The organism is Bradyrhizobium sp. CCGUVB14 (assembly GCF_024199935.1).
Classification (GTDB): domain Bacteria; phylum Pseudomonadota; class Alphaproteobacteria; order Rhizobiales; family Xanthobacteraceae; genus Bradyrhizobium.
The window spans coordinates 6,854,670-6,879,636 of the sequence record NZ_JANADS010000001.1 but is presented as its reverse complement, the minus strand read 5'-3'; the positions used below and the strand labels follow the sequence as shown (position 1 = coordinate 6,879,636).

Below are 24,967 nucleotides of genomic sequence, written 5' to 3'. Positions count from 1 at the left end.
AGCAGACCGGCCGTTGGCGGCGGGTATGCCGCAGACAGAACCACTTACGGGTGTGTAGGAGTATTTTCGGAATCCGCCCGAAAGACAAGCGCGCGAGCGGGCTCCGTGGCCTGCCCAAGGTCAAGGTCGCGTGTTCCCGACGCGTGCTGAGCCTGCTGCACAACATCGCGCCGCCGCGGCATGTCAACGAAATGGGCGCTCACCGGCGAGCCGCTTGACGCGAAGGCCGCACACAAGCAGCGGGCCTGCTCAACGAAGTCGTTCCGCCAGCGGTGCTCGACGCCAAAGTCGTTTGGCTGGTCAGCGGTAGTCGAAAAGTCACCGACCGCGATCCGCCGCGGCAAAGCCGCAATGCTCGCAATTTCGTCCGTAAAGACTGCCGGCGGGGGAGAAGCGGGAATAGGAATAGGTATATTTATACCTCTAGTGACGACGTAGGGCTGGCCCTGTCGTGGATCAGGGTGCCGTCACAATGCGATCAATGCCCATCGTAGGGCGTCGGATCGTCATGCATGTCCCGGATCATGGTTTGCCAGTCGGATGCACGGAATCCGGTTCGCTTGGCGAAATTGCTGCCATCGAGCCTGCGATCGCAGAAGAACTTCTCGTCGCGCTCGACCAGGCTGGAGCGTCTGCGCAGTTCCCTGCCGACGTAGACGATCGAATGGTCAGGCAGCCGGGCCCAGAGACTTCGCCCAGCAGCTTGCTGCGTCCGTACAGATCCTCTGCATTGGTAGGCGAGCTCTCCGAAAACGGACCTTTCCGACCGGCGAACACACGATCGGTGCTGAATTGTATCAGGCGAGCGCCGCGCTTGCGGCAGAGTGCTGCGGCTCTGTGCGGAGGCATCGCGTTGGCGGCAATCGAAGTAATGGCGTCCTTCGCCAGATCGATCTGCTTGATGACGCCGACCGCATTGATGACGACATCGGGACTCGTCGTCTCGATCGCGGCCTCGAGGTCTGCGTCCTGCAGAACGTCTACATTCGGCTGAATTCGGTAGGCGCCAGCCAGGGCCAGTCAGGCTGCGGGCGTGTCGGGAATCGAAGACGAACGGATCGTTCCGGAAACCTGAAGGCCCTGCGCCGCCAGCCTCCGGACAAGCTTGTGCCCAAACATGCCGGCTGCTCCGAGCACCAGCACGTGCGGGACGCGGCGAGCCGTGTGTGGATCAGGCGGCAATTCCGACTACATTCTTCATTTCCACTCACGATTGACGTGGCTGAGCATCTCAGCGGATGGCATCTAACTCACCAGTCTATCAAGAAATTCCGGATTTCGCGTGGACCGGCCCAGACCGAGGTAGCTTGATGTGTCATTTCCCGTCCGTCCGGCGGTTCGGTAAGGCTGCGCCCCGGGGCGTCCCGCTAAAAGCATCCGAGGTCGTCGCAATCGCCACCGGGGATTAACCGACCAAGAAGACACGACGCGCTGATTCCCGTCTCGATCGGACGCCGCTGAAGGAAGCGTACGAGCCTCCCGCTTGGAAGAGCGCGCGCTGGACGACGAAGTCGACGCATTCTTGAGACTTGGAGCCAATCCGGCGGGCCGCACAACAGTCCGGAGGCACGGCAAGATGAAGCTGAACGCCTGCCGACGGCTCGAGCCGGCCAGTTTTGATGCAATGCTGAGCCGCGCGAATGCCTATACCACCTTGGCCTGCCTGAGTTTCGCGATTTCGTCGGCATCGAAACCGAATTCGGCGAGCACCTCGTCGGTCTGTTCGCCGAATTCCGGCGGCCGCGCCACCATCTTGCTCGGTGTGCGCGACAGCGTCACGGGCTGACCGACCAGGCGGATGTGGCGGTCCTCGTCGTTCGGCACGTCCTGGGCGATGCCGAGATGTCTGACCTGCGCATCCTCGAACATCTGGTCGATGGCGTAGATCGGCCCGCAGGGCACGCCGGCTTCGTTGAATTCGGAGACCCAGGTCTCGGTCGACTTCGTCACCGTACGCTTCTCGATCTCGGCGTTGAGCGCATCGCGGTTCTTGGAACGGGCAGGGGCCGTCGCATAATCGGGATGGCTGTAGAGCTCCGGCGCGCCGATCGCCTGCGCGCAGCGCTCCCAGATACGGCCGCCCGTCGTGGCGATGTTGATGTAGCCGTCCGAGGTCTTGAACACGCCGGTCGGGATGCTGGTCGGATGGTTGTTGCCGGCCTGCTTGGCGACTTCCTTCTCCATCAGCCAGCGCGCGGCCTGGAAGTCGAGCATGAAGATCTGGGCCTGGAGCAGCGAGGTCTGGACCCACTGGCCTTTGCCCGAAACCTCGCGCTCGAGCAGCGCGGTGAGGATGCCCATGGCGCAGAACAGACCGGCGGTGAGGTCGGCAACGGGAATGCCGACCCGCATCGGGCCCTCGCCCGGCGCACCGGTGATCGACATCAGCCCGCCCATGCCCTGTGCGATCTGATCGAAGCCCGGCCGCTTGTGATAGGGGCCGTCCTGGCCGAAGCCGGAGATGCTGCCATAGACGATGCGCGGGTTGATCTCGCGCAGGCTCTCATAGTCGATGCCGAGCTTCTTCTTCACGTCGGGCCGGAAATTCTCGACGACGACGTCGGCCTTGGCCGCAAGGCGCTTGAAGACGGCGAGCCCGCGCTCGTCCTTCAGGTTCAGCGTCATGGCCCGCTTGTTGCGGTGCAGATTCTGGAAGTCGGAGCCCCGCCGCGGTCCGCCCGGCTGCTCGCCGCCGGAATCCTCGGTGAGCGCGTCGATCTTGATCACCGTGGCCCCCCAGTCCGCGAGCTGGCGCACGCAGGTGGGCCCGGAGCGGACGCGGGTCAGATCGAGCACGGTGAAGCGCGACAGGGCTTCCGAGGCATGCGGAAAGGGCATTTTGGGCGGCTCCGGGAACAGATTGCGGGCCTACCATAGTGCCGAAACATCATGCGGCAAGTCCGGCCCGGCGCCGATGCCGTCTGCCAAAATGCTGGCCTCGTGCTGCCTGGGTCCCTTGGTGAGATCAGCGCGCCAAGCGCTTCAGCTCGGCGCGTGCCTTCTCGGCCAGGGGGGCGTCACCGTGGCGCGCGATGAACAGCTCGAACGCCTCCGGGGTCCCCTTCTGGCGGGCAAGCTCGTATTCCTCGGCGACGGCTGCCGAAGGGGCGCGGGCCGGTGGAACCGAGGGCGCGCGCAGCGCGTTGCCGCCGTCGTCCGCATTGGCTTTTCCGACCATGATAGGCACTCCTCCGAGGGGTAGGTGATCCATCCCGGCGAATGTCACCAGGGCACCGAAAAAGCCGGCCGAGAGCAGGCGTAGTTTCATGATTGCCCTTTATAATGGCGGTGGGGCAGCTGGAACCGGCATTGTGGTCGTTGCCCGTATAAGTACTGAATCTGGCGCCTCACACGGCATTATGGAAGAGGTCTGGCCGCATCGCCAAATTTAAACCAAACGTATGTTTCTGAAGATAGAATCAACCGTCCGCGCCCCGAATCGACCGGGGGCTTGCTGCTCCGGAGATACCCTTGGCCACCTCCGTCAACGTTAGTGCGACCAACAACGCAGAAATCGACGGCCTGCTGGCGGGTAGCAAATGGTCCGGCACGATCAGCTATAGCTTTCCTGACTCACCTGGCGACTACGTCAATCCTTACGCTGGCGGCAGCGGCGAACCGACCGCGATCGGCTTCGCCTCCGCACCGAGCCAGATGCAGGCGGCGATCAACTACGCGATCGCGTTGATCCAGAGCTACACCAACGCCAGCATCCAGTACGCAGGCACCAACGGCGCCGACATCATGATCGCGCAGTCGTCGCTTCCTCCGACCTCTTACGCCTATTATCCCGGGAACTATGCGGCCGGCGGCGACGTCTGGTTCGGGACGCAGTACGACTACACGCAGGCACAGCTCGGCAACTACTATTTCACGACGGCGCTGCACGAGCTCGGGCATGCCTTCGGCCTCAAGCATAGCCAGGAGACCGGCGGCGTCGCCAATGTCGCGGTCCCTACTGCGCATGACGACAGCGAATACACCGTCATGAGCTATCGCAGCTATGTCGGCGGGCCGCTGACCGGCTACACCAACGAGGACTACGGATATCCGCAGACCTATATGGCCAACGATATCCTCGCGCTGCAGACGCTGTATGGCGCGAACTACAACACCCAGAGCGGCAACACCGTCTACACCTGGAGCCCGACGACGGGACAGGAGTTCATCAACGGCGTCGGACAGCTCGCGCCGGGTGGCGGCGTCGGCGGCTCGGCGAACCGCATCTACGACACGGTCTGGGACGGCAATGGCGTCGATACTTACGATCTGTCGAACTATACGACCAACCTGACCATCGATCTCAATCCCGGCGCCTCGTCAGTGTTCTCCAGCACGCAGCTGGCCTATCTCGGCAGAGGCCATTACGCGTCGGGCAACGTCTACAACGCCTATCTCTACAATGGCGACGCGCGCTCCTACATCGATAACGCCACCGGAGGCTCCAGCGACGACATCATCATCGGCAACACCATCGCCAACGTGCTGAAAGGCGGCGGCGGTAACGACACCATCACGGGCGGCGGCGGCAACGACATCATCATCGGCGGGACGGGGATCGACACCGCCGTCTACTCCGGAAGCGAGGTGAATTATCTCATTTCCTACGACGAGACCACGCAGACCTACACGATCGTCGATGAGCGCTCAGGCTCGCCGGACGGGACCGACACGGTGAGTGGGGTGGAGTATTTCCAGTTCAGCGACGACACCGTCGCCAGCAGCAGCATCGCCAATGATGCAAAGCAGGCCAGCACGACTAGATTCGACTTCAATGGCGACCACAACACGGACCTGCTCTTTGTCAACGGCGGCACGCAAGGTGTCACGGAATGGCTGATGAACGGTGTCACCATCGCGGCGAATTCGCCGGTCGGGACGATGGCCTCCGGCTTTCACTATGCCGCGCATGGCGATTTCAACAACGACGGAAAATCCGATCTGTTGATGGTCAATGATACCACCCATGATGCCGTCGTCTGGGAGATGGATGGCACCCAGATCCTGGCCAGTCAGACCATCGGAACGATCAATGCCGCCGCCGGCTGGCAATATTCCGGGACGGGCGACTTCGACGGCGACGGCCAGACCGACTTGCTATTGACCAATAGCACGACGAACGGTGTCGCGATCTGGACCATGAACGGCACCCAGGTCACCGCCAATCCACAAGTCGGCACAATCAATGCAGCGGCGGGCTGGAGTTTTGGCGGTACGGGCGATTTCAACGGTGATGGCAATACCGATCTGCTGATGTTGAACAGCGCGACGCATGGCGTTGCGATATGGGAGATGAACGGCACCCAGGTCACTGCGAGCCCGCAGATTGGCACGATCAACGCGGCGGCGGGCTGGAGCTTCGCCGGAACCGGCGATTTCAACGGCGACGGCAAGACCGACCTCTTGCTGCTCAACAACACCACAAACGGCGTTGCGATCTGGAAAATGAGCGGCACCCAGGTCATGGCGAATCCTCAGATCGGCACGATCAATGCGGGGGCCGGCTGGGCCTTCGCCGGCACCGGCGACTTCAACGGCGACGGCAAGACCGACCTCTTGCTGCTCAACAGCACCACCAGGGGCGTCGCAATCTGGGAGCTGGACGGCACGCAGGTCATCGCCAATCCGCAGATCGGAACGATGGCATCGGGCTTCTCGTTCGTCAGCACGAACGATTTCAACGGCGATCACAAGACCGATCTCTTGTTTGAGAACTCCACCACGCATGCCCTCGTCGTGTGGGAGATGAACGGGACGCAGGTCGCCGTCAATCAGCAGATCGGGACAGTCAACGACAGTGCCGGGTGGCATCTCGTGGCCTAGCCGGGCGTGGCGGATTGCACGCCCGTACGGCCGCCGAGACCTGCGCGAATCGACGCTTGTCCGGCCCCCCGCCGCCTGCATAGATTGCCCTTGCGCGCGCCCGGAGAATGCGGCAAGTCCCGGAACGTTTGATGATCTGGAGGGATTTTCCCCGTGAAGCTGTCCATCGTGACCACCCTCTACCGTTCAGAGGCGACGATTGACGAGTTCTATCGCCGCGCGGTTGCCGCCGCAGAGCCCATCACCCAGAACATCGAAATCGTGATGGTCAACGACGGCTCGCCTGACAACAGCCTGTCGCGTGCCGTAGCGCTCCACAAAGCGGACCCTCGTGTCGTTGTCGTCGATCTGTCCCGTAATTTCGGCCACCACAAGGCCTTGATGACGGGGCTCACGCATGCAACGGGCGATCTCATCTTTCTCATCGACAGCGATCTCGAGGAGGAGCCCGAACTCCTCGCGCCTTTCTACGCGCGGCACATGGAGGGAGATTGCGATGTCGTGTTCGGGGTGCAGACAGCGCGGCGTGGAGGCTGGTTCGAGCGTACCACGGGGACGCTATTCTTCTCGCTCGTAAACATTCTCAGTGATCATAGCATCCCGCGCAATGTCGTAGTGGCCCGCCTAATGACGCGCGACTACGTCCGCGCGCTCATCCGTCATCGTGATCGGGAGTTTTTGATCGCGCATTTGTGGCAAATGACGGGATTTCGGCAGGTTCAGCTCCCGGTCAAGAAGCTGTCGGAGTCGCCAACGACTTATTCGGTCAGAATGCGCGTCGCGATGGCGGTCAAGTTTCTGACGACCACGTCGACGAAGTTGCTCTACGGGGTTTTATATCTGGGCTTATGCATTTTCGTGCTGTCGACGCTTGCGATCGGATATTATGTCTGCCGCTATCTTCTTTCGGGCATTGGCGTCGATGGTTACACGTCGATCATCGTCTCGATCTGGTTCTTCGGCGGGTTGACGACACTCATTCTTGGAATTCTGGGAATTTACATCGCCAACGTGGTCGCCGAAGTCAAACGTCGGCCCTACACGGTGGTTCGATCGGTCCACCGTGCCCGTGACGCAGCGGTTAGCCTCTCCAATGTCGTTCATGTTCCATCTCGGGAAGCCCGGCATGACAGCGGGCCGCGAACCTAGTGTCGGAGAATCCTATGACGACGGTTAGCACTGAATCTCCGATTTTGAGCAGTGTTGCAGCGTATTACACCTCCAAGGTCCAGCTTCATGGTGCGACGCCGCGCGGCGTGGATTGGAACGGCGCGCCCTCTCACGACCTTCGGCATCAACAATTTCTCCGGCTGCTGGATGGCTCCGCGGAGAGCTCGGTTCTCGATTTGGGCTGCGGATATGGCGACTTCCTGCGGTTCCTCCGCCACGCCGGACATCGCGGCCCGTTTATCGGCTACGATATCGCGCCAGCCATGATTGAAGAGGCGCGACGGATACACGGCGACGGGGCGGACCGCCAGTGGCGCGTCGGCGCAGAACCGCACGATGTTGCGGATTTCGCCGTGGCCAGCGGCATCTTCAACGTCAAGGGTGACGTGCTCCAGGAGAATTGGGAACGTTACGTCTACGAGACCATCGAGACGCTGGCCAGGGCGGGGCGCGGCGGCTTCGCGTTCAATGTTCTCAGCCTGTCAAGCGACCCTGAGCGCCGGTCGCCGAATTTGTACTACGCGGATCCCGGCGCGATGCTTTCGCACTGCCTGCGCCATTACGGGCGAGCAGTGGCGCTGCTGCAGGACTACGGACTTTACGAATTCACCATGATCGTCCGGCGCATCTGATACTTCCGCGTCAATCCTGCTCTAGCACCGCGATCCCGAACCCGGCGTCGCCATAGCGTCCGCCATTGTACAGCATCATCCGGCCGAGGACGGTATCGAACACGAACGGATAGCATATCATCGGGCCTTCCCAGCCGGCATCGCGTTCGATGCCGGCCTCTTCGTCGCGGCGCGTCCATGAAATGCCGTCGCTCGAAGTCGCGAACCCGATGCGATAGCCCCAATCGTTGGCCCGGTATGAGTACCATGCCTTGTAGCTTCCATCGGCCTCCCTCAAGGGACAGAAGCGAGCGATAGCCACCTCGCCCGGATGTCGGAAAGCCAGCGACTGGATGCCCGTCAGATTCCAATTCAACCCGTCGGCCGACTGCGCATAGCGGATGTCGTACGATGGTAGGGCGACGTCGGCCGGGCGTGTCCATGGGCGCCCGGACTGATACCACATTCGCCAATGTCCATCCTCAATCACGACGGCAGGATCGGCGATGAAAACCGGCTCTTGCTGGCAACGGTCGAGAATTGGCCCTTCGCTGATCCGTTCAAAGGGACGATCGGGATTGCCTGCCGGACGTTCGGCCACGCCTACCGCGACATAGAAGCTCACGGTCACCCCGCGCATCCACCCCTGATAGTAGAGCCGTTCGACACCGTCATGCTCGATGATCCAGCACCCCATGGCCCCGCTGTCGTCAAAGCATCCAAGCGGCCCGGGCAACAGGAGCGGGCGCTCCGATAGCCGCAGGACCTTGGTGGGATCGCGGATATCAAGGTCGAGCCAGCTCACATTGGATCGGTTCTGCCGGTCGCGAGGACTGAAATAGATTCGATAGCGATGCGCATCCAGTGCCCGCGCAATCGGAACGATGCCGTGGCTGTGGATCCACTCCGAGGTGCCGTTAGCGACGAAAACACGTCCGAGTTTCTTCCAGCGCATCTTACGGCTGTCTCTCAAATGCGGCGAAGCCGGTTGCTGGGGACGGGTGATCGTTCGGTTCCGCGTGGCGCCAGGACCGAAAGGTCGGGTTGATCCTCGAGCACGAGCGCTCCCGCGCCGATCACGCATTTCTTGCCGATCGCAACGTGGTCGCGCAGGGTGGCGTTGACGCCAAGAAAGCTTCCTTGACCGACCCTGACCCCGCCTGAAATGACCACATGCGAGGCAATGAACACGTCGTCTTCAATCACGGAATGATGACCGATGTGATTGCCGCTCCACAACGTGACGTTGGCCCCGATCTGCGCAAAGGGTTGGATGGTATTGTCCTCGAGAATGAAGCAGTTCTCCCTGATCTCTAGGCCAGGAAAGGTCGTTGCTTTGCTGCTCACATAGGAGACCAGCCGATAGCCGGCGGCGCGAGCAGCCGCGACCCGGGACGCCCGCAACTCGTTGAGCTTCGAGTAGCTTACCGCAACGAAGAAACCGAAATCCGACGGTGGAAACGACTCTGCCACGTTTTCGAACGGCACCAGCGGACGTCCGCGAAACATGGGCTCCTTAACGTAGGCCTGATCTACGGTGAAGCCCGCAACCTCGAAATCGGAGTCATGCGTGAAATAGAAATCGGCGAGTTCGGCGATTTCGCCTATGCCGAAAATTACGATCTTCTGCATCACTACGGGACCTTACGGAAGTGCCTTGGACAAGTAATGCGATGTTGGGAGGGGCGCGTCAACGATTGGTGCGACCGCTGCAGGTCTTTAGAGTAGCAAAGGCGAGGGGCTCGCGCACCGGCCGCGGTTGATGAACCGGTTCGGGTGATGTCCTATTGTCCTATCATCGCTGTCCTCAAGACACGCTTTTCCGACCCTGGCTAGAGCTTTTTTACTGCTGGGCTTGTCATATCGCGTCTTCTATTTGCCATATGACGCATTCTCGGCTGTCGCGGCGCAAAGGGGGAGCTTTCACAAAGAAAACGTGCTCGATCATTGAACCTCTACCGGGGGGCGAGCCGACCTATCAAGGCGGTTTCGTAGGTGTGTCACTATGGCACTGCAACCGGGCGGCGTTCGACGATCTGGCACGGGTCGCAAACGTAGGGGCGGGCAAAAATCTGTGAACAGCCGGAAGCTGCGGGAAGATGTTTGGAGGCGGCGCGCCCTGCGCATGCGACAAGTATGACTGAAGTTTGAGCGTCTATCCATTGATCCTACATTAACAAGCCTTGAACATCGCTCGGAACCCTCATCTTGGTCGAGAAAAGCTCAGTTTTTAAAGGAGATATTCCATGCGTTGCATTGCCATGGCCTTGGCCTTCGGACTGTTCCTGCCTTTCCTAGCGTCGGCACCGGCCAGCGCCCAGGCGACCCGAACTTGGGTCTCCGGTGTCGGTGACGATGCCAATCCCTGTAGCCGCACGGCGCCCTGCAAGACCTTCGCGGGCGCGATCTCGAAAACCGCCCCGGCGGGGGAAATCAACTGCCTGGATCCCGGTGGGTTCGGTGCGGTGACCGTCACCAAATCGCTGACGATTTCGTGCGAGGCGGGGACCGCCGGCGTTCTGGTCTCCGGCACCAACGGCATCGTCTTCGCGGGCGCTTCAACTGACTACCTCTACCTCAAGGGGCTCGATATCGAAGGTCTGGGAACCGGCATCAACGGCATCGTGTTCAATTCCGGTGGCTTCCTCCATGTCGAGGATTGCGTGATCCGACGCTTCACCGGCTCTGGAATCCTGATTCAGGCGACCACGAGCGTGGGCTTTTCTGTGAACCGCACGACCGTGTTCAGCAATGGCACGGGCTCCACCGGTGCTGGAATTCGCGTGGTCCCGGGTTCGGGCGGGTCTGCCTCGGGCACGATCAACAAGTCCGTGGCCGATCGCAACGTGTTCGGTATTGCTGCAGACGGAACCAACGGCAATGTCAACGTTGCGATCGAGGACAGCGTAGCCAGCAACAACACGCTTTCCGGTATCGTTGCGACAGCTAGTGCCGGAACGACCGACGTTATGATCATGCGGACGCAGGCCAACAAGAACGCCACGGGTATTAGCAACGCCGCCGGCGCGAGCACGGTCCGGGTCGGTCAATCGGCGATCAGCGGTAATACGACGGGCGTCGCCGGCACCGTTTCGTCCTACTCCACCAACCAGCTCAATGGTAATGGAAGCGACGGCACGATGACCGCAATCCCACTGAAATAGGCGATACGCCCACACATGCGGGAGCTCCGGGTGAGGCGTCATCCGGAGCTCTTTCGTGTCTGAGGCCCGTCAGGGCGGCGACACAGACTCCGAGCGCTTGAGATAGCGGGCGGCGTCGGCGCCGGTGTGGAACAGCAGGTCTAGCACCGTCACGCCGTGCTCAAACGCGCCGTAAAGTTGATTGTACTCGGGATAGCCTTCGTAGCTCATCCACTCCGTTGTAATGTCGGCCGAGTCGAACAGCGCTTCGTCGAAATAGGCTCGCGCCGAAGGGCCGCTCAGGTAACGATCGGCGCCGGCGGCTCGTGAGATCGCGAGAAGCCTCTCGGTCTTCACGCCTTCGACGGGATAGATCGTGTCCCGGACTATCCGAGTCTTCAGGCCGAGCAGCCCTGCGAGCTCGCGGGTGAACAGCTCGTTGATGTCGGTTAAGCGTCTCTCCTTGTCGGCGTGCTCGTACCAAGCCTGGACGCGGGGTCCCAGGGCGTTAAAGAACGGCGCGTGACGGTACGCCAGTTCCAGTGACCGCCAGTGCTTTTCCGCCCAGGGCTTCTCGATCAAGACCTCGTCGATCGGCTGAGTGAAGCGGCCCTTGGTAATGACGGGGATCGTGAGCCACTCGGTGCCATTGGCGGTCTTGATCCTGTTCCGATTGTGCCAGTGACGCTTCACGAACTGCATACGATCGTAGATGACGTACTCGTCGCACTGCCCGATCAGGTCGAAATAACCTTTCCAGGGAATGTAGCAGGACTGGATGATCGAGATGCGCACTTACAATGTCCGATCAGACTTCATGTTGCCAAAACTTTCGAGAATGCGTCGGTTGAGTTCGCTGGTCGCACCCGTTCGAACGGCGAGGCCTTCCGAGCCCCCCATCTACCTCGGCTGCCGCCGGGCTCGGTACATCTATTGGGCCGAACTTGCACAACTTACATTCGTTATCGTCCACAGTGGAGTTCGCGTTGCAACCGACGTCCTGAGCGGCGCCCCGTAGTGCTCCAGACAATAGGTGTTCAGAAGAGACTCCTCTGAAGCGGTGGCGATCAAGGGAATGCCGGCCTGAGAGCGCAATCGTGTCAGAAACCCCTGGCCTCTTACCTCGTCTGCGGTGGGTACGGAATAGGGCGCGAGGGTCACTACGCCCAGTCCGTAGATCCGGGTAGAACGAACGTCCCGCTCACGTGTAAACAAAGGGAACACCAACTCATAGGGCAGCGTGTCGCCCCAAACGAAAATTGATTCCGGCGAAACAAATCTGTTTTGCCGGGCTTGCGCGATGGCCCTATCGCTTGCGATGGCCTCGCCAACCAAATTCCAGGAATTAACGAGAGCGCCGGCGAGCAGCGTGACGAACAGGATGCGGCGTCTCCATCGCGACACTCGAATATCCATCGTAACCGCTGCGATGATTAGAAGAGCCGAGAGCGGGAGGCAGACGCGAATCGGGGGGCTGCGTCCGATCGCCGTAAAGGCAAGAAAGGCTGCGAGGCAGATGAACCAGGCGACAAACAGGCGCGGTTGCAGCAGGATCATCAGCAGAGCGGCTCCGAGCAGCGTCAATGTTAGCAGCTGGGGCCCGAGCAGCAAGGAAAGGTCAGAAACGCTGGATGTGAGGTTCTTCTCAAGGACCGTCTGCGGCGGGATCTCGCTCATGAGTGCCCACAGCAGCTCCGGATTGGAGAGGTGCGGGTCGACGAAGAACCACCGGCTCACCAGTACAATGTCATTTGGGGACAGGCCATGACGTTGCATAAGGTCGGGTCGCTCCAAGATGAACTTGGCAGCACCGAAATCAGTGAGCGGGGCCCGCGCGAGGTTCTGCTGGCGGAATGTCTGCCATTCAGGCGACGAGTATGCACGGACGTTGGCGACGGTCGCGGCGAGGATGCAAATCGCAAGCCCCGCTGCCGCAAAGCGTGCGGCGCGCGACGCGGCTAGTTTCCGCCACGGCACGAGAGGCAGGGCCACCGCGACCACCAGAGCGAGTTCCTGGTCGCGGATGAGATAGGCGAGGAACGCCAGGCAGCATGCGAGCACGAGATCGAAAGCCGATCTGTGGCGATCAAACGCGAGCAGCCCCAGCACCGCCGCGATGGCCAGTAGTCCAGCCGTCTCCGTGAATTGCGGGAACAGGATCGGACGCATGAAAGCGACCGTCAGGATCAAACCGGCAGCGATCGGCCTGACGCCGACGCGGAGCAGGAAATAGACGACTGCAGATCCTGCCAACGTCAGCACCAGCAACGTTGCGATCGAATAGCCGAGTATACCATCGACCGAAGGGAGACTACGGATGATGAGGCCCCACACTACATTGGAAAAAAGCAGGAGATCGGAGCCGTAGTCGACGACCCCGTAGCCGTGCGCAATCATCGACATCCCGACGTCGTCGTTGGTATCCCATTTCGGATCGAAGGTTGCGCAGAGCAGGACCACCCAGGCGATCGAGATCGCGGCAGCCATGAGCAGATGGCGGACCAACCGAGCGTCGCCATGTGGGCGCGCTTTTGTCGGGATCAGTTGGCTGGTCGAAACGTTCGTATTCATTGATCGGATCGGAGCATTACGCTGTCTCGGCCGCCCATCACGACCGATTGGCAGACGCCGCTTCGTGCCGATGGATATCCGGGTCATAATAGATTGAACAATCGTTGGCAATTCTGACTGGCGCGAGGCGAAGGCATGGATTCCATAACGGGACCAGAATAATCTGCCGCGGGCGTTACCGATGAGAAGCCTGGATGATGAGCATGATTGGTCCCGATCGGAGCGCGCGCGGCCGCGTTTTGAGGCTGCGAGGTGCGCTTTTGGCGTTTGGCGTCGCCGCGCTGATGGTCGCAGGCCTCGCTAGCGCAAAGGCCCAATCCCTCGGCCAGGGCCTCGCCGCCTTCAAGCGGCAAGACTATGTGACGGCGTCCCGTGTCTTCATTCCGCTCGCCGAGCGCGGCAACGTGGCGGCGCAGTCCTATCTCGGCTTCCTGTTCGAGACCGGCCGCGGCGTGCCGCAGAACTACACGGAAGCCGCGATGTGGTACCGGCGGGCGGCGGAGCAGGGCGATGCCCGCGCGCAATATTCGCTGGGGCTGCTCTACGACCGCGGCCAGGGCGTGCCGCAGGACATCGTCGAAGCCTCCAAATGGCTGAACCTGTCGACCGCTGCGTCGCCGCCGCGGGTGCGGGAATCCCGGGCCCGGATCCGCGATGCCGTCACCACCAAGATGACGCGCGGGGAGATCGCCCAGGCGCGCCTGCGGGCGCTGGAATGGGCGCCGAGCCGCGAGCGCTGACGCCGGCCGCCTGGGGTTCCAGGACGCCTCCGGCAAAAAAGTCGAAAACAACCCCATGCACAGTAGACGACGGCGGGAGGCCGGATGCCTCCGCCTGTGCCGCGGTGGGGATTCACCCTGAGCGCACCGGGCTTTAGCCAGCCCAGCCGCCGAGCCAGTTCAGATACCAGGTCTCGCCCAGCCACCCGATCCAGATCGATGGCGCCAAAAACAGTCCGAACGGCAGGAAAGCGGTCCCGCGCAGCGGTTTTCGCTGCAATGCGGCGTTGGCGAGATAGGCGCCGATCGCCAGCAGCGCCGCGAGCTCGATCACGGCGGCCACCGTCGCAAGATCGAGCCAGGCCCCGCTGACGGCGGCGAGCTTGACGTCGCCGAGCCCGAGCCCGTCGCGGCCGCGCCAGTACCGGTAGGCCAGCATCAGCAGCAGCAGCGGAAGCGCCACGGCCCCGGCGCGCGCGACCGGCCAGAGCAGCGCCTGGGCGCCCGCATCGGGCACGGCAGCGGCAGCGCGGAGCAGGGCAAGCGCGAACGCGGCCCCGGTCAGCTCGTTCGGGATCAGGTAATGGCGGGCATCGTTCGTGGCGATGGCGAGCATCAGAGCGGCCAGGAACGCGCCATAGAGGCCTTCCGCGGCGGGGGCCGTGACGAGGCTTGCGAACACGGCGACGAGCAGCGCGAGGCTGAGGGCCAGCGGGGCGCTTATCCCGTCATGCGCATCTTCCCCGGGCACGCCGTCAGCGCGCGGCCCTGGGCGGGCTGACGGTGACCACGGGATTGCTGGTCCCGACCAGGCGGCTGTTCATCTTGGAGCGCATCTCCTCGGCGATGACATGGGCATCGACGCCGTCCTTGATGACGGTCGGGCGGATGAACAGGATCAGCTCGGTGCGGGCGCGTGCGGTGGTCTGGTGCGAGAAGGCGTCGCCCACGCCGGGAATGGAATCGAGGACGGGAATACCCTGGCGCTGCTTGTTCTCGGTCTCGCTGATCAGGCCGGCGAGGAGCACGGTCTGACCGCTCGTCACCGCGATCGAGCTCTTGACCCGGCGCTGCGAGATCGTCGGCGTCAGCGAGTTCGCGCTGCCGGCGGCCACGCTCGAGATCTCCTGCTCGATATCGAGCACGACATTGCCGTTGGCATTGGCGCGCGGCAGCACGCGCAGGATGATGCCGGTGTTCTTGTAATCGATGGTGTTGACGACGGTGTTGTTGGCGGTCAGCACCGTCGCGGTGCCGGTCGAGAACGGCACCTGATCGCCGACCTGCAAGGTCGCGGCCTGGTTGTCCAGCACCACCAGCGACGGGTTCGACAACACCTTGACGTCGGTGACGCCGTGCAGCGCGTCGAGAATGACGCGCGGTGAGTTTTCCGAGCCGATCAGGAAGTTGAAGCCCGGCAAGACGCGTCCCAGCAGCGCGCCGGAGGCGGCGTTGACGGCGTTGGACGCCGCTTCGACGGCACCGCTGCCGACCGTTGCGGCATTGCTGACACCGGAGATGACGTTGGAGACCGAACCCTTCTGGCTCGCCAGGAAGAACTGCACGCCATAGTTCAGCTGGTCGTTCAGCGTCACCTCGGCGATCGTCGCCTCGATCGCGATCTGGCGCTGCGGCCGGTCGATCTGGCGGATGGTCTGCTCGACGATACGCTGCGCGTCCTGGTTGGCATAGACGAGAACGGCATTGTTGGTGACGTCGGCGGTGATCCGCACATTCTGCAGGATGCCGTTGACGCCGGATTTCGCGCCATTGCCGTTGGGGCTACCGAAGTTGTTGTTGTCCTGCGCCGGCGTCGCAGCTGCCGCCGGAGCGGCGCGGGCACCCAGCGCTGAGCCCGCCGGTCCGGTCACCGGCGTTGCGGCGCCTGAAGCGGCGGTCGGCAGTGCGCTCAGCGAGGCGATAGGATTGGTTGAGGTCGACGTCGTGAGACCCGCGCCGGGAGCGACCTGGCTCGACGCGCTGTCGAGCGACGAGTTGCTCGCCGAGCTCTGGTTGAACAACATGTCGTTCAACAGCGCGACGACCACCTTGGAATTGCCGTAGCGCAATGGATAGGATTTCAGGTTCACGCCATCGGTATCGGAACGGTCGAGCCGCGCAATCCAGGTCTGCGCGCGCTTCAGATATTCCGGCTTCTGGCTCACCACGAGGATCGAGTTGAGCCGCGCGATCGGCTGGAGCTTGATGACGTTCTGGCCCATGCCGCCTTCGCCGGAATCCATGATCTTCTCGATCTCGGAGATCACAGGTTCGGGGGCAGAATTGCGCACCGGGAAGATGCCGACCGATTGTCCACGCATCCAGTCGGCGTCGAATGACAGAATTGTGTCAACCGCGGTCGCCCGATCCGTGCCGCTGCCGCTCACGATCAGCGTGTTGCGGGAATTGTCGGGGCGCATGGTCGAGGCCTTCACGCCGAAAGCATCGAGCAGCTTGAAGATGTTTTGCGCCGACGTGTAGCGCAGCGGCACGACCGTGATGCCCTGGCCGGCTTCGGTACTGGCCGAGCGGTCGATGCCGCCGGGGCCGGCTTCCGGCGCCGGCAGCAGACGATAGCCGGTGCGGTCGCGCACCAGCGCCACGCCGGACATGCGCAGCGCATTCTCCAAAACGTAGATCGCGTCCGCCTTCGGAACCGGGCGCACCGAGGCGAGCGTCACGGTGCCCTGTACGCGGGGATCGATCGTGTAGCCGACATTGAGGACGTCGCCGAGGATGACCTTGGCCACGGTCGCGACCGGCGCATTCTCGAAATTGAGGTCGTATCCGCTGCCGCCGCCATCATCGCGCTCGGCCAGCGCGCCGCCTTGCGGCGCACCATCGCTCAGATAGATCGCAGGTTTCGACGATCTCGGCTGGCCGACACCGGTTGCCCCTGCATCCGCAGGTTGCCGGGGCTGGAGATCGATGCCGCGGATCTTGTCGACAAGGTCCTGGGCGCGCGGGTCCTTCGGGTCCGCCTCGACCGACTGGTCGGCGGTGACGATGCACGCTGTCAGCAGGAAGGCAGACGACAGGAGGACGAGCGTTCCAGTCAACGCTGAGCGGTGGCGCAAAAGCGGTCGGACCACTTCGAACAAGATACGCCTACCAACGCTGCGAGAAAAAGCGCCCGATCCCCCTTGGCTCGGACGCGCAATAATTTGCCGCACGATTATGTTTTTGCTAAGAAATAAGTCAAGGGCAAAGGACCTTCCGTGCTCCATAGAAGCTGTTGTATTCAAGTAACAAGGTCAACGCCGTGAATGCGATGCGCGACCGCTCCGCCGATAGCTTCAGGCAGCATCTCCTGGAAAAATATTCACTGCCGCCGCGAGCGCATGTTCGTGTCGAGCGGTCAGCTAATCCGGCGCAGACGCATCCACTGCGAGAATTTTGGGAGACCACAGATCTGTCGGCGGCGGAGTTCGCCGACGAACTGTCTGATTATTTTGCCCTGCCGCGGATGAGCCTTCCGCAACTGCTTACGACCACGCCCAGCCTCGAAGGTTTTTCGCGGCGATTTTTACGCGAATCCACCATCTTTCCCTTTGGCGCGCCGGATGGTGGATTTCGCTTGGCTGTTGCCGATCCCTCCGACACGGCGGCCATTCGTGCCGCCGAAATCGTGTTCGGAACGCCGGTCGATGTCGTCGTAGCGTCATATGAGGACATTACGACGGTCTTGGACCAGCGAACCGATGCTGACGATGCGAATGCAGACCAAAGCACCGGCCGCGCGGGGCAGTCCGACGACGACATCGAGAGCCTGCGCGATCTCGCCAGCGGTGCGCCTGTGGTGCGCGCGCTCAACGATCTGTTGGAGCGCGCGGTCGATCTGCGTGCCAGCGATATCCATGTCGAGCCGTTCCGGGCTGGTCTCGTAGTGCGCATGCGCGTCGACGGCCTGCTGCGCCCGCTGCCGTCACCGCATGGCATCCCGCCGCAGGCGCTGATCTCGCGCATCAAGATTCTCGCAAGCCTCAATATCGCTGAGCGGCGTTTGCCGCAGGACGGCGCGGCGCGCGTCCGCGTGGGACGCAGCGAACTCGACGTACGTGTCGCCACCATGCCGACGCAACATGGCGAGAGTGCCGTCATCCGCCTGTTGCCGCGGGATCGCGGCCTGCTCGAGATGAGCAAGCTCGGCCTGCGGACCCGCGACGAGAGCGTGATGACGCGCCTGCTCGCGATGCCGCACGGCATGATCGTGGTCACGGGTCCGACCGGCAGCGGCAAGACCACCACGCTTGCGACCATGCTGTCGATCCTCAACGAGCCGACGCGCAAGATCCTCACCATCGAGGATCCCGTCGAGTACGAGATCCCCGGCATCAACCAGTCCCAGGTGAAGCCGTCGATCGGCCTGACCTTCGCCGCCGCCATGCGCTCTTTCGTGCGCCAGGACCCCGACGTGATCATGGTCGGCGAGGTCCGCGACGCCGAGACCGCGCATATCGCGATCCATGCCGCGCTCACCGGCCATCTCGTGCTGACGACGCTGCACACCGAGACCGCGGCTGCGGCCGTACCGCGCCTGATCGATCTCGGCATCGAGGGTTTCCTGCTCAAGTCGACGCTGCGCGCGGTGGTGGCGCAGCGGCTGGTGCGCATGCTGTGCGACCGTTGCAAGGTGCCGCACGCGCTGACCGAGGCCGATCTCGCCAAGGACCCGCGCTTCGCCGTGATCGGCTTCAAGTGCGGCGAGGTCGTGCACGAGGCCGGCGGCTGCGAGCGCTGCGGCGGCACCGGCTATCGCGGCCGCAACGGCGTGTTCGAGATCCTCGAGATGTCCGACGAGGTCCGTGCGCTGATCGGGCCGCAGACCGACTCCCACTCCATCGATGCCGCCGCGATGCGGGGCGGCATGACGACGATGCTCGAGGATGCCGTCGCAAAATGCCGCTCGGGGCTGACGACGGTGCCCGAGGTCTTCCGCGTCACTACGGTGCGCTAACATCCAAATGTCTTGACGTCCAAGTGTCTCAGAGAATGCAGGTGTCCTAGAAACTATGCCGAACTTTCGCTACCGCGCGCTCAATGCCAACGGCGAACTGGTTTCCGGCGCGATCGCCGCGCCGGCGCCGGGCGACGTGGCGCAGCGGATCGAACGGCTCGGCCTGGTGCTGGTCGACAACGTCACGCCGGAGGAGGGCGGCGCGGCGCGTGGTGCGCTCAGCTTCTTCAACAGGCCGACGGCCGAGGACGTCACCATCTTCACCCGCGACCTCGCGCTGCTGCTGCGCGCCGGCGCCCGCATCAATGACGGGCTCGAGCTGCTCGCCGCCGATCCGGATTTCGGACGGCTGAGGTCAGTCGTCGCCGACATCCGGGCGCGCGTCGTCTCCGGCGAGAGCTTCGGTGAGGCACTGGCGCGGCATGAGGGACTGTTTCCGCCGATGTACATCGCGCTGGTGCGGGTCGGCGAGGCGTCGGGATCGCTGGATCAGGTGCTGGAGGTGCTGGCCGGCGAACGCGCGCGCGGCGAGGCGCTGAAGCGGCGTCTGACGGATGCGATCCGCTATCCGATCTTCGTGCTCGGCGCGGCCGGTTGCGTGCTGCTGTTCTTCCTGACATTCGTGCTGCCGCAATTTGCCAGCGTCTTGCAGGATTTCGGTGCCAAGGTCGATCCGATCGTCGGCGTGTTCCTGAACATCTCGACGTTCTTGCGCGGCAATTCCGATGCGGTGTTGGCCGGGCTTGCGACCATTGTCACGGCGACGTGGCTCGTGTTGCGGCAGGAGCGTGTCCGCCGCGGACTGACCAATGCGATCGTGCGGCTGCCGGCGATCCGCAACGTGATGGGCGCCTACCGCACGGCGCTGTTCTGCCGCAATCTCGGCCTGCTGCTCGGCAGCGGCGTCAACCTCACCACAACGCTGCGAATCCTCGTCGACATGATGGCGACGACCGGATCGTCCGGGGTCTGGAGCGATGCTGCCGACCGTGTCCGCCATGGCTCAAAACTCTCCGATGCGCTCGCCGAGACCGAGGCGTTGCCGCCCATGGCGGTGCGCATGTTGAGATTGGGCGACGAGACCGGGCAATTGCCGATGCTGTCGGGCCGGGTCGCCGAATTCTACGAGGCGAAGCTGCAACGCACGCTCGACCGCGCCGTCGGCATTGCCGGACCTGCGGCGATCATCGCGATCTCGCTCGTCGTCGGCGGCCTGATCACATCGGTGATGACGGCGCTGATGTCGGTGAGCCAGATTGTCGGTTAGGCGGATGTAATGGGAGGGGCATGAAGTGACCAGATATCCATCGTCAAGGCGACGCCGGCGGCGCGTCGCTTGCGGAGAGGCCGGCTTCACCCTGGTCGAAATGCTCGTCGTCATCACCATCATCGGCATGATCATGGCGCTGGTCGGTCCGCGGGTGCTGAACTATCTCAGCGAGTCCAAGGCCAAGGCGGCGAAAATCCAGATCGAGAGTTTCTCCAGCGCGCTCGATCTCTATTATCTCGATCTCGGCCGCTATCCGACCTCGAACGAGGGTCTCACCGGGCTGACGCGCAGCAACAACCAGGCCGGTTGGAACGGGCCTTATTTGCGTGGCGGTGTGGTGCCCAACGATCCCTGGGGCCACGTCTATGTTTATCGTTCACCGGGCGCGAGCGCTCCCTACGAGATCATCTCGCTCGGATCAGACGGTCAGGAAGGCGGCAGTGGAACGGCGTCCGACATTGTCAGCGGCGCGCGCTAAGCCGGTTGGTGAGGCGCCGGTGTTCGGCGCGCAAGCCTTCGATGCGCAAGCCTTCGACGCGCGGGCCGTCGATGCCGAAGGCTTCGCGCTAATCGAGATCCTGTGCGTGCTCGCGATCATCGGCCTGCTCGCGGCGATCATCCTGCCCGCGATCCCGCGTTCGACGACGCGGGCGAAGCTCGAGAGTTACGCGGTCGAGACCGCGGCGCTGCTGAAATCTGATCGCAACAGCGCGCTGCGCCGTCAGGTCAGGGTCGCGACCCTGGTCGACGCCGAGGCGCGCGCCATCCGTTCCGGCGTCACCGGACAGATCATCCGCCTGCCGCGCGACGTGGTCGTGCAGGCGACGCTGGCCGCGCGCTGTGCCGATCGTGCCACCGGGCGGTCGATCGATTTCTTCCCGTCGGGCATGTCGTGCGGCGGGACGATCGCGCTGGCGCGGCCCGGCATGGGCTACGAGGTGCGCGTCAACTGGCTGACCGGAGGCGTCGAGATTGTCCCGCAGAAGCTGCTCTGACGGCGCCGCCGGCTTCACGCTGATCGAGGCATTGGTCGCGCTTGCGATCATCGTCATCGTGCTGGGGACCATCGGCTCGGTCATATCGGTCACGACCAAGGGCACGCGCTCGATCGACCAGCATCTGGCGCTGGCCGGCACGGCCGAGACCTTGCTTGCGGATTTGCCGGCGCGCGGACTGCTGAAACCCGGCCGGCAGAGCGGCCAGCTCGCCGGCAGCCGCTGGCGCGTCGATATCGCGCCGATGAATGTGGCCGGCGGCAATCCCGCCACCGATCGCTTCGTGCCGCTGGCGGTCAATTTGCGCCTCCAGCGCCCCGACGGCAGCGCGATCCAGGTCACGACGGTGAAGCTGGTGCCGAGGTCCACGCAATGACCCGCGCAACGAAACGCCTCTGCCGCGCGCTCGCTTCCGAGGGGGGTTTCACGCTGCTCGAAGTGCTGCTGGCGACGCTGCTGATGACCGTGATCCTGGCCGCGCTGGCGACTGTGACGGCACAGTGGCTGCCGAACTGGAATCGCGGCATCGCGCGGGTGCAGCGCGCGGAGCGCCTCGCCACCGGGCTCGACCGCATCGTTGCCGATCTCTCCGTCGCCGAGCAGATGACCGTGAACGGCGACGCCAAGGTGCCGCTGTTCGACGGCGCTGAATTGTCGGTGACCTTCCTGCGCACCGCGCTCGGCCCGAGCGCGCGCCCGGGCCTGGAATTCATCCGCCTGATCGAGAAGGCCGACGCGCAGGGGCTGGCGCTGGTGCGCGAGCGCGCGCCGTTCCAGCCGATGCCGACCGACGGGCAGATCCGTTTCGTCGATCAAGTGGTGCTGATCCGCGCGCCGTTCCGCGTCAGCTTCGCCTATGCCGGGCACGATCGGCAGTGGCAGCCGACCTGGCACGGTCAGTCGCAACTGCCGGATCGCATCCGCATCACAGTGCGCGACGGCGCCAACGGTCAGGTGCTGGCGGTTTCGGCCGCCGTGTTGCCGCACATCAATGCGCCGGCCGAATGCGCGCGAGCCAAGAATCCGACGACCTGTGTCACGGCGGGCCCGACGCCGCAACAGGCGGAGAAGAAAGAGGAGCAGCAGCTGTGAGCGGCGCCGCGGATGATCGGGACGCGCTGCGCCGGCGAACACTTGCCCCGCGAATACTTGGTCAAAGCATACTTGGCCAACAAACAGTCGGCGAAAGGCCACTCGGCGACGACCGCGGCTTCATCGTCATCGTGGTGCTCTGGATGCTGGCTGCGCTCGCCACGCTCGCGCTGGTCTATCTGACCTACGTGACCAACACCGCGGTCACCGTTGCCGTCAACACCGACCGTTTGCAGGCCGATGCACTGGTGAATGCGGGCGTCGAGCTCGCGGCCTATCGGCTGACCGCGGAAAGCGAGGCGACGCGCCCGACCAGCGGCACCTTCAATGCCCGCGTCGGGGCCGGAAGGGTGGCCGTGACGTTCCGCTCGGAGGCCGCGCGCATCGATCTCAACATGGCGCCGAAAGCCGTCCTCGCGGGCCTGATGACAGGACTCGGCGTCTCCGCGTCGGATGCGCCGGACTATGCGGATCGGATTCTGGCGTGGCGGTCGTCGACGGAGACCGGCCAGGACAATCCGGAGGATTCCTACTACCGTACGATCGGCGCGCCCTATCTGCCGCGCCACGCGCCGTTTCCGCACAGCGACGAGCTGTGGCTGGTGCGCGGCATCCCGCCGGCGGTGATCGAGCGCGTGCTCCCCTTCGTTACCGTGTTCAGCAACATGCGCACCGTAAACGTGCTGGATGCCGCGCCGCAGGTGGTGGCGGCGCTGCCGAATATGACGCCGGAAACCCTGCAGCGCCTGCTGCGCGACCGTGCCGACCCCAACGTGGACCCGCGGTCCCTGATAGGGCTCGCCGGCAGCGCCAGCGCAACGATCGAGGGTTCGAAGGCTTACCGCGTGACTGTTACCACCGAGGCGCCGTCGCACCGGCAAAGCTCGGCCGAGATCGTCATCCTGCTTCTCGAAAGCGGCGATGAGCCCTATCGTGTATTGTCGTGGCACAACGCCTTCGACGGCTCTGCCGGAAAGCCCCTGTGAGATGAGTTCGCTCAATTCCATTCGCGCGATCTTCGATGCCTGGACCGGCACGGTGGCCGGTGCTGCCGTGGCCGGACTGGAGCGGATGGTCTCGCCGCGCCTGGTCCGGCTGGTCGAAGGCGAGACCGGCGCGTTCGTGCTGGAGGCTGCGAAGCCGGAGAACGCGCCGAAGGAGATCGCGTTCGCGGACGGCAAGTTCACCGGCGCCAATCTCGCGCCCATCGTCCGCGGCTGCCGCGTCGAGATCGTGCTGCGGCCGACGCGCTTCCTGTTCCGTCCGCTGGAGCTGCCGGCGCGCGCGGCGGATTTCCTCGAGGGCATCGTGCGGGCACAGATCGATCGGCTGACGCCGTGGAGCGCGGGCGACGCCGTGTTCGGTTGCAGCGCGCCGGTGGCGCAAGGCGCAGAGGGCATCACCACGATGATCGCGGCCGCGCCGCGCCGGCTGGCGATGGGCTATGTCGAGGCCGTGTCCGGATTTCATCCCTCTGCGATCGCGGTTCTGACGGAGCCGGCCGAGGGCGGGCGCATCAAGGTATTCGAGCAGAAGTCGCGCGGCGCGATCGACCCGGTGCGGTTGAGCCGGATGCTGCAGGCGGTGCTGGTTATCGCCGCGATCGCCGCCATATTCGGCTCGATCGTCGCGGGCTATCTGGCCGACAGCTTGAGCGCGCAGGAGAGCGAGCTCGAGCAGCAGATCACCCAGCGCCGCGCCGCGATCCGCGGTGCCGACGGCGGCGAGCGTTCGCCGCTGGCGCTGCTGGAGCGGCGCAAATACGATACGCCGGCGAGCGTGATCGTGCTGGAATCGCTCAGCCGTCTCTTGCCCGACCACACCTATGTCACCGAGATGCATCTGGCCGGCAACAAGCTCCAGATTGCCGGCATTACCCGCGATGCACCTTCGCTGATCCCGCTGATCGAGCAGTCCCAGCATTTCACCCGCGCGACCTTCTACGCTCCGACCACGCGCAGCTCGACCGATCCCGGGGAGCGCTTTCACATCGAAGCGCAGATCGAACCGAGGAATGCGCCATGAAAAGCGGCATGAGCAGCGCCGGGATGGCAAGCGGAAACGCAATCGCGCGTTGGCTGCACGGCTCGCCGCTGATCGCGGTCACGCTCTATCTCGCGGTGACGGCCGGGCTGTTGCTGACGGCGGGCCTGTCTATCGCCGACGTCATCGCCCACCGCCAGGCCCTGGCCCAGACCTCCGACCTGCTAGACCAGCTGCGCGGCCGCAAGGGCGCCGCCAAGAACGCCGCGGCGATCTCGGCCGAGCATCCCGGCACGCCGTTCCTGGAGGGACCGACGGTGACGGTCGCAGGCGCCAATCTGCTGCAGCGGGTTGCGGCCGCGGTCGGCAATGTCGGTGGCTCGGTGCAGTCCTCACAGGTCGACGTCTCAGGCGCGCAAGCAAAGGACGGCTTCGTCGGCCTCGTCGTCAGCTGTGAGCTGGAGCAGCCCGCGCTGCAGAAGGTGCTTTACGATCTCGAAGCCGGCATGCCGTTCCTGTTCGTCGACCAGCTCGACGTCCAGGTGCCGCAATCGACGGCCCTGAACGAGGCCAGCACCGGCCGCGTCAGGGTGATCCTGGGTGTTTCCGGCCAGTGGCAGGCGGGGAAGTAGC

Annotated in this window: 22 protein-coding genes and 2 pseudogenes; 15 read left to right on the top strand and 9 right to left on the bottom strand. The window is 63.6% G+C overall.

Annotation, left to right across the window (positions count from 1 at the left end):
• Positions 1–107 precede the first annotated feature (107 nt).
• Positions 108–372: pseudogene (locus tag NLM32_RS32305) on the top strand (enoyl-CoA hydratase-related protein); the annotation flags it as partial.
• A gap of 150 nt (positions 373–522) precedes the next feature.
• On the opposite strand, the pseudogene NLM32_RS46415 reads toward NLM32_RS32305, so the two are convergent.
• The 3 genes and pseudogenes from NLM32_RS46415 to NLM32_RS32295 form a co-directional block, all read right to left on the bottom strand.
• Positions 523–1,137 (bottom strand): annotated as a pseudogene (locus NLM32_RS46415) (sugar nucleotide-binding protein).
• Positions 1,138–1,644: 507 nt separating this feature from the next.
• Complete coding sequence (locus NLM32_RS32300) at positions 1,645–2,838, bottom strand: CaiB/BaiF CoA-transferase family protein (protein WP_254132767.1); 1,194 nt, start codon at positions 2,836–2,838, stop codon at positions 1,645–1,647.
• 127 nt (positions 2,839–2,965) lie between these two features.
• On the bottom strand, positions 2,966–3,178 hold the full coding sequence (locus tag NLM32_RS32295) for a hypothetical protein (protein ID WP_309144867.1): 213 nt from the start codon (positions 3,176–3,178) through the stop codon (positions 2,966–2,968).
• A gap of 293 nt (positions 3,179–3,471) precedes the next feature.
• On the opposite strand from NLM32_RS32295, the gene NLM32_RS32290 reads away from it, so the two are divergent.
• The 3 genes from NLM32_RS32290 to NLM32_RS32280 all read left to right on the top strand — a co-directional run bounded on the left by NLM32_RS32290 (position 3,472) and on the right by NLM32_RS32280 (position 7,625).
• On the top strand, positions 3,472–5,823 hold the full coding sequence (locus NLM32_RS32290; RefSeq protein ID WP_254132765.1) for an FG-GAP-like repeat-containing protein: 2,352 nt from the start codon (positions 3,472–3,474) through the stop codon (positions 5,821–5,823).
• 153 nt (positions 5,824–5,976) lie between these two features.
• The gene (locus NLM32_RS32285) at positions 5,977–6,972 is read left to right on the top strand and encodes a glycosyltransferase family 2 protein (RefSeq protein WP_254132764.1); all 996 of its coding nucleotides are present in this window, start codon (positions 5,977–5,979) and stop codon (positions 6,970–6,972) included.
• Between the two features lie 14 nt (positions 6,973–6,986).
• Positions 6,987–7,625, top strand: a complete 639-nt coding sequence (locus NLM32_RS32280; protein ID WP_254132763.1) for a class I SAM-dependent methyltransferase — start codon at positions 6,987–6,989, stop codon at positions 7,623–7,625.
• A 10-nt stretch (positions 7,626–7,635) separates the two neighbouring features.
• Here NLM32_RS32280 and NLM32_RS32275 read toward each other — a convergent pair whose 3' ends face one another.
• Positions 7,636–8,559, bottom strand: coding sequence for a hypothetical protein (locus NLM32_RS32275; RefSeq protein ID WP_254132762.1), 924 nt, complete (start codon positions 8,557–8,559; stop codon positions 7,636–7,638).
• A 14-nt stretch (positions 8,560–8,573) separates the two neighbouring features.
• Positions 8,574–9,236 (bottom strand): acetyltransferase, encoded by a 663-nt coding sequence (locus tag NLM32_RS32270; RefSeq protein ID WP_254132761.1) that lies wholly within the window; start codon positions 9,234–9,236, stop codon positions 8,574–8,576.
• 614 nt (positions 9,237–9,850) lie between these two features.
• On the opposite strand from NLM32_RS32270, the gene NLM32_RS32265 reads away from it, so the two are divergent.
• Positions 9,851–10,768, top strand: coding sequence for a right-handed parallel beta-helix repeat-containing protein (locus NLM32_RS32265; protein WP_254132760.1), 918 nt, complete (start codon positions 9,851–9,853; stop codon positions 10,766–10,768).
• Between the two features lie 69 nt (positions 10,769–10,837).
• On the opposite strand, the gene NLM32_RS32260 is transcribed toward NLM32_RS32265, so the two are convergent.
• Together NLM32_RS32260 and NLM32_RS32255 are read right to left on the bottom strand one after the other, a co-directional pair.
• Positions 10,838–11,542: a WbqC family protein gene (locus NLM32_RS32260; RefSeq protein ID WP_254132759.1), complete on the bottom strand. Its 705-nt coding sequence runs from the start codon at positions 11,540–11,542 to the stop codon at positions 10,838–10,840.
• Positions 11,543–11,677: 135 nt separating this feature from the next.
• Positions 11,678–13,318: a hypothetical protein gene (locus tag NLM32_RS32255; protein ID WP_254132758.1), complete on the bottom strand. Its 1,641-nt coding sequence runs from the start codon at positions 13,316–13,318 to the stop codon at positions 11,678–11,680.
• Positions 13,319–13,512: 194 nt separating this feature from the next.
• Between NLM32_RS32255 and NLM32_RS32250 the strand changes: the two genes are divergently transcribed.
• Positions 13,513–14,058, top strand: a complete 546-nt coding sequence (locus NLM32_RS32250; RefSeq protein WP_375143590.1) for a tetratricopeptide repeat protein — start codon at positions 13,513–13,515, stop codon at positions 14,056–14,058.
• A gap of 133 nt (positions 14,059–14,191) precedes the next feature.
• Here NLM32_RS32250 and NLM32_RS32245 read toward each other — a convergent pair whose 3' ends face one another.
• Complete coding sequence (locus NLM32_RS32245; protein WP_254132757.1) at positions 14,192–14,788, bottom strand: prepilin peptidase; 597 nt, start codon at positions 14,786–14,788, stop codon at positions 14,192–14,194.
• Between the two features lie 4 nt (positions 14,789–14,792).
• On the bottom strand, positions 14,793–17,096 hold the full coding sequence (gene gspD / locus NLM32_RS32240; RefSeq protein ID WP_254132756.1) for a type II secretion system secretin GspD: 2,304 nt from the start codon (positions 17,094–17,096) through the stop codon (positions 14,793–14,795).
• Positions 17,097–17,299: 203 nt separating this feature from the next.
• Between gspD and NLM32_RS32235 the strand changes: the two genes are divergently transcribed.
• From NLM32_RS32235 to gspM, 9 genes are read left to right on the top strand one after another with little or no spacing between them, the layout of a single operon-like run.
• On the top strand, positions 17,300–18,994 hold the full coding sequence (locus NLM32_RS32235; protein WP_254135470.1) for a GspE/PulE family protein: 1,695 nt from the start codon (positions 17,300–17,302) through the stop codon (positions 18,992–18,994).
• Between the two features lie 55 nt (positions 18,995–19,049).
• Positions 19,050–20,261, top strand: a complete 1,212-nt coding sequence (locus tag NLM32_RS32230) for a type II secretion system F family protein (protein WP_254132755.1) — start codon at positions 19,050–19,052, stop codon at positions 20,259–20,261.
• Between the two features lie 25 nt (positions 20,262–20,286).
• Positions 20,287–20,742 carry a type II secretion system major pseudopilin GspG gene (gene gspG / locus NLM32_RS32225; RefSeq protein WP_254132754.1) on the top strand — a complete coding sequence of 152 codons (456 nt, stop codon included), beginning with the start codon at positions 20,287–20,289 and terminating at the stop codon, positions 20,740–20,742.
• A 19-nt stretch (positions 20,743–20,761) separates the two neighbouring features.
• The gene (locus tag NLM32_RS32220; protein ID WP_254135469.1) at positions 20,762–21,259 is read left to right on the top strand and encodes a prepilin-type N-terminal cleavage/methylation domain-containing protein; all 498 of its coding nucleotides are present in this window, start codon (positions 20,762–20,764) and stop codon (positions 21,257–21,259) included.
• Entirely contained in the window at positions 21,237–21,635 is a 399-nt protein-coding gene (locus tag NLM32_RS32215) for a prepilin-type N-terminal cleavage/methylation domain-containing protein (RefSeq protein WP_254132753.1), read from the top strand. Before NLM32_RS32220 ends, NLM32_RS32215 begins: the two co-directional genes overlap by 23 nt.
• On the top strand, positions 21,632–22,351 hold the full coding sequence (locus NLM32_RS32210) for a general secretion pathway protein GspJ (protein WP_254132752.1): 720 nt from the start codon (positions 21,632–21,634) through the stop codon (positions 22,349–22,351). Before NLM32_RS32215 ends, NLM32_RS32210 begins: the two co-directional genes overlap by 4 nt.
• Complete coding sequence (locus NLM32_RS32205; RefSeq protein ID WP_254132751.1) at positions 22,348–23,337, top strand: general secretion pathway protein GspK; 990 nt, start codon at positions 22,348–22,350, stop codon at positions 23,335–23,337. Before NLM32_RS32210 ends, NLM32_RS32205 begins: the two co-directional genes overlap by 4 nt.
• 1 nt (position 23,338) lies before the next feature.
• The gene (locus NLM32_RS32200) at positions 23,339–24,376 is read left to right on the top strand and encodes a PilN domain-containing protein (protein WP_254132750.1); all 1,038 of its coding nucleotides are present in this window, start codon (positions 23,339–23,341) and stop codon (positions 24,374–24,376) included.
• The gene (gene gspM, locus NLM32_RS32195) at positions 24,373–24,966 is read left to right on the top strand and encodes a type II secretion system protein GspM (RefSeq protein WP_375143589.1); all 594 of its coding nucleotides are present in this window, start codon (positions 24,373–24,375) and stop codon (positions 24,964–24,966) included. The genes NLM32_RS32200 and gspM overlap by 4 nt, the downstream gene beginning before the upstream one ends.
• Position 24,967: the final 1 nt, after the last annotated feature.